The organism is Sphingobium indicum B90A, from assembly GCF_000264945.2.
GTDB classification, from domain to species: domain Bacteria; phylum Pseudomonadota; class Alphaproteobacteria; order Sphingomonadales; family Sphingomonadaceae; genus Sphingobium; species Sphingobium indicum.
Genome location: NZ_CP013070.1, coordinates 2,139,156 through 2,151,463, shown reverse-complemented (window position 1 = coordinate 2,151,463; position 12,308 = coordinate 2,139,156). Strand labels below are relative to the sequence as shown.

The window sequence follows — 12,308 nt, the reverse complement described above, 5'->3', positions numbered from 1 at the left end:
TGTTGCTTGCGCGTGGATCAATCGGAAAGTGTCAGGAAGGGGAAACGGGTCCGCGCTCGGCGGCGACGGCCTCGTCCAGATAAGCGTCCACCAATTGTGTCCAGAGCATATAGCCGCGCGGGTTCATGTGCAGCCCGTCGGGTCGGAAGAGCGACGCGTCGGGTAGGCCGTCGGCCGCCAGCAGCACCCGCCCGACATCCAGATAATCGAAGCGCGTCACCCGCGACCGCGCCGCCACCGTCATGTTGACCGCCGCCATCTTCGGCCAGAGTGTCCAGCGGATCGGGCTGGGCTTCAGCGACAGATAGGCGATATGCGCCTTGGGATAATCGGCGCGAAGCTGCCTGAGCAGGGTCAGCACATTGTTCGCGACCTCGGCCGGGGTGGCGCCCGCCGCCAGATCATTTTCCCCGACATAGACCAGGATGGAGCGCGGCTTCGCCTTGGGCAGCAGGCGCTTGTAATAATGCAGCACGTCGGGCGTGGTCGCGCCGCCGAAGCCGCGATTGACCGTGCCGATGTCGGGGAAGCTCCCGCCAATGTCCCACAGGCGTATGCTGGAACTGCCCAGGAACAGCGTGGCGTCGGCGACCGCCGGTCCCGCCTCATTGGCCTTGGCGAAGGCCTCGATCTCCCGGGAAAAGGGGAAGGCGGGGTCGGCGTTGATCCTGGGTGCCGGGACCTGCGGCTCCGCTGCCCGCAACGCGCCGCCCGGCCCGATCAGCAGGCCAAGGCCGAGCAGCGCGGACGCGACCTTAATGCCGATGCAGCGGACGGAGTTGATATTTGCCGTTCGCATAGGTGCCGAACATGCCGGAGATGGCGGGATGGTCGACAGGCTCCTCGCTGTCGTCCGCGACCAGATTCTGCTGGCTGACATAGGCGACATAGCTGCTTTCGCCATTTTCGGCGAGCAGGTGGTAGAAGGGCTGGTGCTTGTCCGGCCGGACCTCCTCGGGAATGGCCTGGTACCATTCTTCGGTATTGGCGAAGACCGGATCTATATCGAACACCACGCCGCGAAAACCGAAGAGGCGGTGCTGCACGACATCGCCGAGGCTGAAGCGGGCGTGGACGATGGGCGGGGCGGTAACATCGGGTCCGAAAATCTGAATCATGTCGTTCATATGATGCAATTTAGGATGGTTGCGTTGCGAAACAAGAAAAATGCTCGCCGCTGCTTGGCAAGGTAGGAATCATTCGCTAATGGCCGCCGCTCGACCGGGACGGCGCGCGCCGGACCTTCTGCGGAGAGGTGGCAGAGTGGTCGAATGCACCGCACTCGAAATGCGGCGTGCCGGCAACGGTACCGAGGGTTCGAATCCCTCCCTCTCCGCCACCTAGCTTTCCTTCCACATCCGTTCCGAATCATGAAAGCTTAGCTTTTCTGCGGCTTTCAGCGTGATTCGCGTCCACGTTCATCCCTGCCAGTCCACCAGTGACCGATTGGAAATGTGGGAAAGAATGTGGGAGATTTGGTGGCATGGGAAAGCTCTCCGCCAGCGCCGTGAAGGCAGCAACTCGTCCCGGGCGGATCGGGGATGGCGATGGCCTGTTCCTCGTGGTCCAGCCCGGCGGCGGCAAGAGTTGGGTCTGCCGGGTGCAGAAAAATGGCAACCGGCGCGACTTTGGCCTGGGCAGCGCGTCCAAAGTCTCGCTGGCGACAGCCCGCGAGCGGGCGCGGGAAATCCGCACCTGGGTCGAGCTTGGGCTGGATCCGATCTTCGAGCGGCGCAAGGCCCAGGGCATTCCCACCTTCCGGCAGGCTGCGGCCCGGGTGATTGCTGCTCACAGCAAGACATGGCGAAACGAGAAGCATGAGAAGCAATGGCTCCAGACGCTCGATGCCTATGTGTTCCCGAATATAGGCCATGTCCAGGTCCACGAGATCACTGGCCCGATGATCCGCAATCTGCTCTCCGACATCTGGCTTGCCAAGCCGGAGACGGCGCGGCGGGTCCGTCAGCGGATCGGCACCGTACTCGATTGGGCCTATGCCTCCGGCTATCGCGAGAGCGAGGCGCCGATGCGGGCGATCACCAAGGGGCTCCCCCGGCAGCCCAAGAAGGAGGGGCATTTTGCGGCCATGCCCTATGCGAAGGTGCCGGCCTTCATGGTCAAGCTCGCCGAGCGGGAATCCTTCAGCCGTCTGGCGTTGCGCTTTGCCATCCTGACCGCCGTGCGATCGGGCGAGGTGCGCGGCGCGGCGTGGGAAGAATTCGATCTGGAGGAGAAACTCTGGACGATCCCCGCTGCGCGGATGAAGGCGTCGCGCGAGCATGTCATTCCTCTGTCGGCCCCCGCTCTCGCCATCCTCGAGCGGTGTCGCGAACTGCGAATCGGGTCGCGGTCGCTCGTGTTTCCCGGTGCCAGGGGGGACATGCCGATGAGCGACATGACACTCACCAAGCTGCTTCGTGAGATGAAGGAGGACGCAACCGCCCACGGATTTCGCTCTGCCTTCAGGGACTGGGTCAGCGAGGAAACCAATCACCCCGGCGAAATCGCGGAAGCGGCATTGGCGCACCGGGTCAGGGATAAGACGGAAGCTGCCTATCGGCGAGGTAATCTGCTCGAAAAGAGAAGGAAGCTGATGGACGAATGGGGGGCTTATTGCAGGACGCGATGACTGGCCGCGGCCCATAGTGGACGAACAGCCCCGAAATTTCAGTTTTCAGGTTCGCTCGGTCCGGTCTTCCAATTTATTCTGGCGGCAGAGCGTGCTGCGGTCCGTGGCGAGTTTTTTGAAGAGGGTCTGGAGATGATCATTTAGCTTGGGAAACTGCCCGTTGCCCGCCGATGCTCAGTCTGGCGCACTCGTAACGCGGAGTTAACCTTGGCCGCGAATAGATCGGGGGATGGAGAGACGAGCTCAAGCCAGTGCTGCAGGCACGCCCGTGGCGCCTCGCCGGCGGACAGCGCCCGTCCTGCCCGACGCTGTCTATCGCGATCTCCTCTCCACGCTCTTCACCATGACAATGCCGATCATTGGCTTTGGTATTCTATATGTCGTCGTGGGGTTGCTCATTTATCGCAAATGGCAGGATGGCATCATCCTCGGCCTGATTGTCGCAGCCGTCCTCGTGACTGCGGTGCGCATAGTGATGATCGCGCGCTTTAATCAGGCCGGCGGCGTCCGCCAGGACATTGAACTGCTTCACCGATGGGAGAGGAGGCATATCCTCCTCACTTGCCTGTTTGCCCTGCTCCTGGCGGGGCTCAATGTCCGCGCCCTCATGACGCACCAACCCCTCATTCACGTAGCGACGCTCAGTCTTGTCTTCACCTTCGGCGCGGGCATCGTGTCACGGAACGCATCACGACCGCTCTTGTGCATCTTGAGCCTTGGCTGTTGCGTTCTCCCGACTGCTTTTGCCATGATGCTGCACGCGGCGAGCAAATATGATGAACCGCTCCATGGCGAATTTTTCGCTTTTGAGGCACTTCTGCTCCTTGTGGTCGCAGCGATGAGCCTCAGTTCGGTTCGCCATCTTTTTCACGCGGCCGTCGAACATCTGACCATGAAACACGACCTTGCGCAGCTTGCCCGCTTCGATCCCCTGAGCCGGTCGAGTTCATCTATCGTGAAGAACCCGACATGCAGCAGGATGGCGATACATATCCCGATAGCGGTTGGCGTATCCGGGGCCGGCAAGGTTCAGCATCCGATGCGGATATGGAAGCGCGGAAATCTTCCTATGTAGCGCTGGGAGCCGTGCTCAATCGAGACGATAGCTGGCTGCGGTGGATTGACGCACCGGTCGGCACTGCCCTGATGCGGGACTTCGACAGGAATATTTATGTGGCGCAGGAGTAAGGCCGGTCCACATCGAACGGAAGCTATCTGTCGCGATAATCACTTACTTCGATCAGACCTCTAAGCCGCCTCTTTTGCGTCCATATCCAGCACCAATTGCCGCCCGTCATCCTGCGCTTTCGCATGGATCGGGCACAGCGTCCTGCTGCCGCAGGCAAGCGTCATCCACTCGATTTGTCCGTCGATCTTTGCGCCATCATGCCGCCCTTCGCGCATGATCCTGACGATGCCAGCGCCCTCTGCGGCTACCGCAAAATGGCAGCGGCCGCTGCCAATATCATGATGGCCTTTGAGCAATGTCCCGTCGGAAAAGGCGAAGGAAAAGCCATCCGTCACGGCGCTGGCGGGCAGGTCGAGAACGGTCTCGACATCGCCGGTCAGCTTGAGCTTCCCGCCATCCATTGCCTCGATCTGCACGCCCATGCCTGGCCCTTCCCCTGAGAATCGGAATGGGCCTGAGAATAGAACATATAGGGAACATAAGGAAGGGGTGCCGGTTAGGGAGATGCGCGCAAGATAAAGGCCGGCACGCTTCGTCGCATCTGCCCGGCCAAGCCCTTGTCTGCACATCCTTTTTTGCGGAGACGGCCTGTCTCCTTCGGGAGATCGAACCGGCACTGTTCGCTCGCAACGCCGCAGGAAAGCGGGACTTCTGCGCGAGATACTTGAGGCGGTGGGGCCTTTCTCGCCATATCCTTGATGATGGCACAGGATGACGATAGCTCCGAGCCCCGCGTCGGGCGTTCGCGGCGCGACAGCGCCCGCCCACCGCGTGGCACGAGGCTGCGCTCGGAGATCATGAAGCAGGTCGCTCGGCGCGGCGGCAATCCGCGCCGATTGGGTGATGCTGGTGTGGGTTCTGGACCTCGCACCGGCCGCTTCAATGCGCGGGGCCGTGGCGCCCGGATCGCCGCCGCCGTGCCGCGCGGCTCGGGCTGGTCCTTCGACCGGGGCAGCGGCATGCGGGTGCGGCCCCGCCGCGTGACGGTGAAGGCTCGGGTGGTGAAGCTCGCCGGCAAGGCGGGGGCTGTGGGTACGCATTTGCGCTATCTCGAACGCGACGGCGTCAGCCGTGAAGGGGATCGCGGGCGCTTCTACTCGACCTTCGCCGATGAAGCCGATGCCAGGGCCTTTGCCGAGCGTGGGGTGGACGACCGCCACCAGTTCCGCCTGATCGTCGCGCCCGAGGATGGTCCGGCCTTCGATCATCTGCGCGATTTTACCCGCGACCTGATGGCGAAGATGGAGGAGGATCTGGGTACGACCCTGGACTGGGTGGCGGTGGATCATTTCGACACGGGCCATCCCCATAGCCATATCCTGATCCGGGGCATCACCGAGGACGGCAAGACCCTCAATATTGCAGGCGACTATATCGCCCATGCCATCCGCTACCGGGCATCGGAAATCATGACCCGGGCGCTGGGACCGCAGAGCGAGATCGAGGTGCGCCAGCAACTCGCGCTGGAGGTCGATGCCGAACGGCTCACCCGGCTCGACCGGATGATGCTGGCCCAGGCCAAGGATCATGTCATCGACCTCCGCCGGATGGAGGGAGAGGTGGCGTTCGATCCCGGTCACCAGCTGCTGCTGGTTGCCCGGGCGCGGGTGCTGGAGCGGATGGAGTTGGCACAGCAGGCCGGACCGCTTTCCTGGACGCTTACCCCTCATATGGAAAAGACCCTCACCGATTCGGGGCTACGCGGCGACATCATCCGCCTCATGCACCGGGAGATGACGAAGGAGAAGGAAGCGACCCAGATCGATGCCGGCCGCTACGTCGTCCATGGCGTCGATGGAGTAGCCGCACAGATGACAGGGCCGGTCATTGGCAAGGTGGTGAAGCGAGGCGCTGCCGATGACGATCATGAGCGCCGCTATCTCATCGTCGACGGCATCGACGGGCACAGCCATTATGTCGATATCGGCACCAGCACAGAGCCCACGCCGGTCGGCGCCATGGTGAGTCTGACGCCGAGGCAGGCCGAACCCCGGGCCGTTGATCGCACCGTCATCCAGATCGCCCAAGCCCATGCCGGACGCTATGGTCTGGGCATTCACCTCAACCATGACCCTCATGCCAGCGAGGCTTTCGTGGAAACCCATGTGCGGCGGCTGGAAGCCATCCGCAAGGCGACCGGCAAGCCTGAACGCGAACCGGATGGGACATGGAAGATCGGTCCCGATCATCTCGATACCGTGCGGGCCTATGAGCAGAGGAAACTCAGGGCCGAGCCGGTCAAGGTCGAGATGCTGTCGGCAGGGCCGATCCTCCAGCAGGCGGGCGTTCATGCCGCGACCTGGCTGGACCGTGAGCTGACCGCCCCTGACAAAGCGCCCATCGCCACCAGCGGTTATGGCCAGGAGGTGCGCAAGGCGCTGGCGCTGCGCCAGCAATGGCTGGTCGAGCAGCAACTGGCTGAGCGGCAGGGCAATGAGGTGATCTACCGCCGCAATCTGCTGCGCATCCTCCGGGAGCGCGAGGTGCGGGCCCTGGCGGGGCAGCTGTCGAAGGAACTGGGCCTGCCCTTTGCCGAGACGGTGCCCGGCGAACGGGTGGAGGGAACGCTCACGCGCAAGGTGAACATGACCTCTGGGCGGTTCGCGCTGATCGAGCGCAGCCATGAGTTCACGCTCGTGCCCTGGCGCGATGAGCTGGAACGGCATGTCGGCAAGCAGCTTTCCGGGCTGATGCGCGAGGACCGGCGGATCAGCTGGACCATAGGCCGGGGCCGCAGCGGTCCCACCATCGGCGGCATGTGAGTCCGATCCGGGCCCATCTGGGCCGATCTGCACCATCCCCAAGCAGAAGCCGGACAGCGATACTCGTCCATGGCAGCGGATCGCTTCTGTGTCCCCCCTTGCGCTGGGCTGGTCCGCTGCCACCGGAGATCAACCCCCTATGAAGAGCTACAAGACCCGGCATCAACTGTTCCTGCCCGAGGAGATGAGCAGGCGGCTTGAGCATCTGGCAAAGAGCTCGGGCCGGGCGCGGTCGGAAATATTGGTCGAGGCGCTCGACGCCTGGTTCAACCGGCGGCAGGCGCCAAAGAGCGATGAGGCCATCGGCATCCGTCTCACCAGGATCGAGCGCAACACCGACTGGCTGCGGCGCAACCAGGCACTGGTCTGGGAGGTGCTGGCGCGCATGGTCCGGCATCAGCTCACCACCGGGGCCATGACCCCGGTGAACGCCGCCGCGCAGGCCGCTGGGGCCAAGATGTTCGCCGAGCTGATCGACGAGATTGCCGATCGGTTCGCGGGCAAGGCGGCTCCGGCGACCGACGATCCCATCACCCGAAAGCTGAGGAGTTTGCAATGAGCCGTGAGCATCGACCGCTGAAGAACACGGACCTGCCGCCGCAGGACGGGATCGAACCCATCACCGTGCGCATTCCCGACGCATGCCGGATGCTAGGGATCCGACGCAGCAAATTCTATGAGCTCATCGCAGAGGGCGAGATCAGGACGCTCAAGCTTGGAAGTGCTACGCTCGTGCCCGTCGAGGGGATCAGGGAACTGGTGGCCCGGCTCAAGGAAGGCTGACCTGGAAAGCCGCCGGGCCGCCGCCGACCAATAGCCGCCATACGGGGGCGACCGCTAATCTTCCCAAAAGCAGCCGCTCATCGAACGAGTTTGCTTGATCTTCCTATTTTGCTAATTCGTGTCAATGAGAACCGCGATCTTGATATTGGTAGCCGTGACGAGTGGTTGTGGTTCGAAATCGAGCGTTGATCCCTTCGCAAACTGCGCGACCCCGATCCCCGGCTTTCATAGTTTCCGTTCGCGATATTTCGCCGAACATTGGTCCGCCCCGATAGACGGGCATTATGCCAACATCGTGAAGGTCGATAAGTCCGGGAGGATTACTTGGAACGGCGTCGATCTTTCCTCAATGCATGACGATGGTGAGGCGGCGCTTGAAACCTATTTGACGGGCCTTAACTCAATACCCGTTCCCAAGCCTGTCACGGCCTTAGATTTCGATGCTGGCGCACCTTGCGCAAAGATCACCGCCGTTCGGAAATTGTTGATCACGCATCTGCATTGCTCCGACACAGGCAAGTGTTTTCAAGGCACCCTCGAATAACGCGACCAGCATGCCGGGATGAGCACTCATCTGACTGAAAGCGGACTGTCCCCTTTCCCCCACCATCGGCTCTCCCGGCCCACGAATCGCGTCCAGCTTCCTGTAACCCGCTGGTCCGGTTCGGGATTAGAAAACTGCCCAGCGGCAAGCGACCAGAAATTGCCGTTCCGCTTTACCTTGTGCTTGTCCGAAACCGGCCACTGGGCCAGATGTGAATAAAGTTGCGTCTGGGGACCAATATCATATGCCATTTGAACCTTTTGGCTATCGTTTTGAGATCAACTCGCCGATGTCACCGAGTGAAGTAAAAATCGCCATTAAGTCGCGTAAGAAGGGGTGGTTCGACGCCAAGAATGGTGCGCGCGGTTGGATTGTCGGACCATTGATATGTCTCTGGTTTAGTGCGTTTGACCAATATGGCCCCATGTTGTTCGGGGTGATTTCCAGCGATGCCGCAGGGTCGCGAGTGCGCGGCAGAGCGGGTTCCGACCTTAACGGCGTGGTCATGTTTTCGCTCCTTATCCCGTTTATGATTTTCATAGTATACAAACTAATTTCGCAAGGGACCGCGTCATTTCGTCAGTTACTGGTGATTGCAGTGGTTTTCCTTCTTGGAGGGCCACTTATTTATTGGTTGGCGCACAAAGGTCGACGAGAGGCTGAACCTCTCATCCGGTTTCTTCGCGACACTCTAACTGTCTCTGGAAAAACGCTTCGACGGAAATCAGACGCAGCCGTCATTTCCAGAGAGTTGGTCATGTCTATCGGAGGGGAGAGGTTTTCAGGCGTGGTCACGCCCAATGCGATCCATGATGCGTTAATCGCGGTTGGAACCGGCAGTTTTGTGATCTTGGAGGCGGGGCCAGAAACCTACATACAGACTGCTTCTCGCGACGGTGCCTATATTGTGGAGAAGCGAGATGGGGGGAGTTTTGAGCACTTCCGAGCGTTACGTTCCAACGATAATTTGCGACTTGCCGAACGCAATAATGATCTGTTTGATTTCGAGGAAGTCCGAGAAGTGTTCATGGCTTACGCTTCAGAAGCTTCCGCGCCACCCTTTGTAACTTGGGAGAAAATGCACCTAAGCGAGTAAATCTGATGGCTGATATCGCTCAATTGCTCTCCAAACCCGCCAGTCCGCAAACCACCCAGCATTGTCGCTCCTGCCCTCGAATCGTGTCATTCTACCGAGAGGCCGATGGTCCGCTCGCGAGCGGGGCAGCCGACAGGCAGGTTTTCGATGGAAGCGGACTGGTTGGTTACGGGCCGAGACGATCTGAATTTCGTCACACTATGCCCGGCCTTGGGTGGATTGCGGAATGGCCGTTCGTTGGTGAATATCAATAGAAGCGGACGTCGAAAGTGCATAAGGCGGGAAGGAGTTAGGCATAATGACGAACGCACAATGGACAGGTATAGTGCTTTTCGTCTCCTGTGGCCTTCTCGTTTTGGTTTTCGCAGCCAACTACAATTTGCCCGGAAATGCGGTGATACCCGGACGCGTGACCAAGCCAGTCGCATATTGGGGCAACATTGCGTTCTTCGGTGGTTTCGCGTTGTTCGGTTTATATGGCGCAACTATCGGATTTTAGAATGTCGGCTTCGGGGCCGCTACAGAGGCCGTGTTGGCGTCAGTGATTGGCCGACTGTTGTCCGTCACATACCTGCGACCCATATAGCGAATGCCGCATACCCAGTCATGAGCGTCAGTGCGACTAACCGTCCGGTATGCATCCAGAACAATAATGGCCCCTTACGCCGCCTTGGAGAAAGGCCGTATGAAGGCATAATACCCGTCGCCAAGCCCCGGACGAGAAGAACAGCAAACAGAACGGCAAAAGCCAAAGGGAAAATTGATGCGCTCATGACGACCGATTATGGCTGCTCGCTGCGCGGCTCACAATGTCTGCATATGGTCGTTAGACGACTATCACGCCCATATCGCTACTGCGCTGATGGAAAGTAGGATCGCGACGGCGATGCCCGCCCATACGCGCCAAGGCAGTAGCGATCCAATAAAACCGGCTATGAAATCCATCATCTTTTCATGATGCAGTGATCATTCAACGTCCGCAATCAGGAAACGCAACGAGGCGATTTTCTGGCCGACATTGGTCGACTCCGGCGCGGCTGCTTCCTCCGTACGGCAAGGGCAGCTTCCCCAGTCGCCTGCCACAGACCGGTCATTTCGGAATCAGCCAATCTCGGCCGAACAATAGTATCTGGACAGATCCAAGAGCGTCCGTCATCATGCTATTAAGCTGGTGATTTTATGACCAGCAGAGATGTCCGTGGGAACGGGCGTGGGAAAGCTGCAGTTAACGTGGACGAAAGGCTTGGATTTATACCGTTTTATTTGCGAGTATTAATCCCTCCCTCTCCGCCACCTAGCTTTTCTTCCCCATCCGTGGCCCGATGATCGCAATCTGCTCTCCGACATCTGGCTTGCCAAGCCGGAGACGGCGCGGCGGGTCCGTCAGCGGATCGGCACCATACTCGATTGGGCCTATGCTTCGGGCTACCGCGAGAGCGAGGCGCCGATGCGGGCGATCACCAACGTGCAGCATAGCAGCGGCTTCTGCGGCCGACCCCTTTTGCGGCCGTTCAGCTGACGATTTTGGATCCGCAGGTGCAGATAGTCCGCTAGCCGGCTCAGCTTGATCTCGGCGCTCAGGCGCTCGATGGACCTTACTGAAAGGATCGAGATGCCATGAACCTACACTTGCTGGATCATCGCCGTCGTCTGGCTGGCCTCTAGGAAGCTCGGGATAGCTAGCTTGCGCAACTTGGCCATGGATAGCTTAGCCGTACCGGGCAGCCTCAGCACTCTTCCACTCCGGCCGGGAGAATGGCGCCTCTAAGCTGTCTGAGCCAGGGGCGGTGCCGCGGCGGCAAGTCTACCGTAGCGCCTTCCGACGCCCTTTCCTGCATCCTTGGCGGCGTAAAGAGCTTCGTCTGCCCTAAGCCGCAGTTCCACGGTATTTGCGGCGTCTTCGGGCAGACACGCGAAGCCGATACTGGCGCCTACCCGGGCTGGCACGCTCTGGCCGGTTTCGTATGCGTGGCGAGAAATGGCAGCAATCAGTCGGTCGGCAAGTGGGGCGACTTGGTCTGGCACCATTCCCCGCACAACAACCATGAATTCGTCGCCTCCCATGCGCGCGAGCAAATCATCGTCCCCGAGTGCGTCGCGCAGTCGACGTGCCACCTGGGTGAGCAGGAGATCGCCAGCACCATGTCCGAACCGGTCGTTCACCTCCTTGAAGCCATCGAGATCGATGCTGATAAGCGCCATCTGCCGCTCCGCATCAGGAACTATCCGACTGAGAGCTTGATCCATCCCTTGTCGGTTGAGGACGCCGGTAAGCCAGTCGTGCTCGGCCAGATGGCGGGCGTGGGCCTGCGCCGCCAGGGTCTGCAACATCGATCGATGAAAGGTCATGATGATCTGCATTGCACCCAGCAAAAATGGTGGTGTAATTGGGAGGATCACGAGGAGCCATGGCTGGCCGGATGTGACTGCGCCGGTCACAAACGGGATATCACAAAGTAGAACGAGCAAGAACGCAAAGCGCGGAGCGGCATAGTTGCGGGCGCAGATCGGTCCGATCATTGCCATAACGAGCGTCGCTGAAAGGACGCTAAGGACAAGATCCCCCGAGGAAATGATCGTGAATGCAAGCAGGCCCTGCAAGGTGCACCATAGGACGGACAAAAGAACGGACCTGTCAATTGTCGGCAGGTGAGTCGAGCTACGCTGGGCCCGACCTTGCCATTCGATCACTCTACAGGCAGCAACCGCCACCTCGCCTGCGATGAACAACCAGTAGATCGGCTGTCCGCTGCGATGCCATGCAACCAGTTCGATGGTCAGCGCGCAAAAGGATCCCATCAGCGCGGCCAGCGGCGTGGTGAGAAGTTGCGCTAACAAAAACTCGCGGCCGGCATCGTCGACGTCATTCGTCGGCTTAAAGAGCCACTGCGCCGCCCGAAGTCGGCAGCTAAGCCTTGCTCGACCCGATATGTCTACGGCAGGTTGACCCATAGCCCAAATGTGACCGGAACGCCTTCAAAAAAGGTTAATCATTCGCCGCGTTGAGACATCTTCGTGGATCAGAGGCGATATTCAGCGCCTCTGGTCACGACATGCATGGATAGTATGCAAACGGCGTCCACCTGGCCTGGCGCCATGGGTCCGCCGCTTCAAGCTGCCTGATTGCAGACGACCCATTCTTGCCCCTCAACCGCGCCATCTCCTTACCCTCCCGATCGCTGCGGCGCTCTTGCCGAGCCTTTCACGGCCAGAGCTTGATTCCGCAGCCTGCGAGCAGAGGCGTGGCTGCCCGCAAGCCGCCTTGTCTCCAGCCGATAACGATGGTCTTGTCGCCTCTCCTTGAC

General features: G+C 60.3%; 15 protein-coding genes and 1 tRNA gene. 10 read left to right on the top strand and 6 right to left on the bottom strand.

From position 1 onward, the window contains the following. Positions 1–31: 31 nt before the first annotated feature. Both SIDU_RS10460 and hspQ read right to left on the bottom strand, forming a co-directional pair. Positions 32–799, bottom strand: a complete 768-nt coding sequence (locus SIDU_RS10460) for a GDSL-type esterase/lipase family protein (RefSeq protein WP_007688594.1) — start codon at positions 797–799, stop codon at positions 32–34. Continuing rightward, positions 756–1,127, bottom strand: coding sequence for a heat shock protein HspQ (gene hspQ / locus SIDU_RS10455; protein WP_007688595.1), 372 nt, complete (start codon positions 1,125–1,127; stop codon positions 756–758). The genes SIDU_RS10460 and hspQ overlap by 44 nt, the downstream gene beginning before the upstream one ends. A gap of 122 nt (positions 1,128–1,249) precedes the next feature. Between hspQ and SIDU_RS10450 the strand changes: the two genes are divergently transcribed. Together SIDU_RS10450 and SIDU_RS10445 are read left to right on the top strand one after the other, a co-directional pair. Continuing rightward, positions 1,250–1,339, top strand: a tRNA-Ser gene (locus tag SIDU_RS10450). A 144-nt stretch (positions 1,340–1,483) separates the two neighbouring features. After that, positions 1,484–2,629 carry a tyrosine-type recombinase/integrase gene (locus SIDU_RS10445; protein ID WP_007688596.1) on the top strand — a complete coding sequence of 382 codons (1,146 nt, stop codon included), beginning with the start codon at positions 1,484–1,486 and terminating at the stop codon, positions 2,627–2,629. 373 nt (positions 2,630–3,002) lie between these two features. Here the strand turns inward: SIDU_RS10445 and SIDU_RS20350 are convergent, their stop codons facing one another. Both SIDU_RS20350 and SIDU_RS20345 read right to left on the bottom strand, forming a co-directional pair. Next, the gene (locus tag SIDU_RS20350) at positions 3,003–3,245 is read right to left on the bottom strand and encodes a hypothetical protein (protein ID WP_129965438.1); all 243 of its coding nucleotides are present in this window, start codon (positions 3,243–3,245) and stop codon (positions 3,003–3,005) included. Between the two features lie 72 nt (positions 3,246–3,317). Continuing rightward, positions 3,318–3,515, bottom strand: coding sequence for a hypothetical protein (locus SIDU_RS20345; protein ID WP_073507137.1), 198 nt, complete (start codon positions 3,513–3,515; stop codon positions 3,318–3,320). An 83-nt stretch (positions 3,516–3,598) separates the two neighbouring features. On the opposite strand from SIDU_RS20345, the gene SIDU_RS20340 reads away from it, so the two are divergent. Beyond that, positions 3,599–3,817, top strand: coding sequence for an immunity protein Imm33 domain-containing protein (locus SIDU_RS20340; RefSeq protein ID WP_084191195.1), 219 nt, complete (start codon positions 3,599–3,601; stop codon positions 3,815–3,817). Between the two features lie 60 nt (positions 3,818–3,877). Here the strand turns inward: SIDU_RS20340 and SIDU_RS10425 are convergent, their stop codons facing one another. Continuing rightward, on the bottom strand, positions 3,878–4,240 hold the full coding sequence (locus SIDU_RS10425) for a hypothetical protein (protein WP_007688598.1): 363 nt from the start codon (positions 4,238–4,240) through the stop codon (positions 3,878–3,880). Between the two features lie 276 nt (positions 4,241–4,516). Here SIDU_RS10425 and rlxS point away from each other — a divergent pair, with 276 nt between their 5' ends. The 7 genes from rlxS (at position 4,517) to SIDU_RS20335 (ending at position 10,522) form a co-directional block, all read left to right on the top strand. Beyond that, complete coding sequence (gene rlxS / locus SIDU_RS10420) at positions 4,517–6,580, top strand: relaxase/mobilization nuclease RlxS (protein ID WP_050983569.1); 2,064 nt, start codon at positions 4,517–4,519, stop codon at positions 6,578–6,580. A 139-nt stretch (positions 6,581–6,719) separates the two neighbouring features. Next, on the top strand, positions 6,720–7,139 hold the full coding sequence (locus tag SIDU_RS10415) for a ribbon-helix-helix domain-containing protein (RefSeq protein ID WP_007688601.1): 420 nt from the start codon (positions 6,720–6,722) through the stop codon (positions 7,137–7,139). Then, the gene (locus tag SIDU_RS10410) at positions 7,136–7,363 is read left to right on the top strand and encodes a helix-turn-helix domain-containing protein (protein ID WP_007688602.1); all 228 of its coding nucleotides are present in this window, start codon (positions 7,136–7,138) and stop codon (positions 7,361–7,363) included. The genes SIDU_RS10415 and SIDU_RS10410 overlap by 4 nt, the downstream gene beginning before the upstream one ends. 139 nt (positions 7,364–7,502) lie before the next feature. After that, complete coding sequence (locus tag SIDU_RS19315) at positions 7,503–7,907, top strand: hypothetical protein (protein WP_129965439.1); 405 nt, start codon at positions 7,503–7,505, stop codon at positions 7,905–7,907. A 244-nt stretch (positions 7,908–8,151) separates the two neighbouring features. Next, positions 8,152–9,003 (top strand): hypothetical protein, encoded by an 852-nt coding sequence (locus SIDU_RS10405; RefSeq protein ID WP_025771410.1) that lies wholly within the window; start codon positions 8,152–8,154, stop codon positions 9,001–9,003. A gap of 298 nt (positions 9,004–9,301) precedes the next feature. Further along, positions 9,302–9,502, top strand: a complete 201-nt coding sequence (locus SIDU_RS19310) for a hypothetical protein (RefSeq protein ID WP_129965440.1) — start codon at positions 9,302–9,304, stop codon at positions 9,500–9,502. A gap of 834 nt (positions 9,503–10,336) precedes the next feature. Next, positions 10,337–10,522, top strand: coding sequence for a phage integrase central domain-containing protein (locus SIDU_RS20335; RefSeq protein ID WP_409349302.1), 186 nt, complete (start codon positions 10,337–10,339; stop codon positions 10,520–10,522). A gap of 245 nt (positions 10,523–10,767) precedes the next feature. Here SIDU_RS20335 and SIDU_RS10400 read toward each other — a convergent pair whose 3' ends face one another. Beyond that, positions 10,768–11,955: a GGDEF domain-containing protein gene (locus tag SIDU_RS10400; RefSeq protein ID WP_007688604.1), complete on the bottom strand. Its 1,188-nt coding sequence runs from the start codon at positions 11,953–11,955 to the stop codon at positions 10,768–10,770. Positions 11,956–12,308: the final 353 nt, after the last annotated feature.

Excerpts from the sequence above, each read along its gene's own strand:
- hspQ (WP_007688595.1), bottom strand. The coding sequence starts at position 1,127 with ATGAACGACATGATTCAGATTTTCGGACCCGATGTTACCGCCCCGCCC.
- SIDU_RS10445 (WP_007688596.1), top strand. The coding sequence starts at position 1,484 with ATGGGAAAGCTCTCCGCCAGCGCCGTGAAGGCAGCAACTCGTCCCGGG.
- SIDU_RS10410 (WP_007688602.1), top strand. The coding sequence starts at position 7,136 with ATGAGCCGTGAGCATCGACCGCTGAAGAACACGGACCTGCCGCCGCAG.
- SIDU_RS10405 (WP_025771410.1), top strand. The coding sequence starts at position 8,152 with ATGCCATTTGAACCTTTTGGCTATCGTTTTGAGATCAACTCGCCGATG.
- SIDU_RS10425 (WP_007688598.1), bottom strand. The coding sequence starts at position 4,240 with ATGGGCGTGCAGATCGAGGCAATGGATGGCGGGAAGCTCAAGCTGACC.
- SIDU_RS20345 (WP_073507137.1), bottom strand. The coding sequence starts at position 3,515 with ATGTTCGACGGCCGCGTGAAAAAGATGGCGAACCGAACTGAGGCTCAT.
- rlxS (WP_050983569.1), top strand. The coding sequence starts at position 4,517 with ATGATGGCACAGGATGACGATAGCTCCGAGCCCCGCGTCGGGCGTTCG.
- SIDU_RS10415 (WP_007688601.1), top strand. The coding sequence starts at position 6,720 with ATGAAGAGCTACAAGACCCGGCATCAACTGTTCCTGCCCGAGGAGATG.
- SIDU_RS19310 (WP_129965440.1), top strand. The coding sequence starts at position 9,302 with ATGACGAACGCACAATGGACAGGTATAGTGCTTTTCGTCTCCTGTGGC.
- SIDU_RS10460 (WP_007688594.1), bottom strand. The coding sequence starts at position 799 with ATGCGAACGGCAAATATCAACTCCGTCCGCTGCATCGGCATTAAGGTC.
- SIDU_RS20340 (WP_084191195.1), top strand. The coding sequence starts at position 3,599 with ATGCAGCAGGATGGCGATACATATCCCGATAGCGGTTGGCGTATCCGG.
- SIDU_RS10400 (WP_007688604.1), bottom strand. The coding sequence starts at position 11,955 with ATGGGTCAACCTGCCGTAGACATATCGGGTCGAGCAAGGCTTAGCTGC.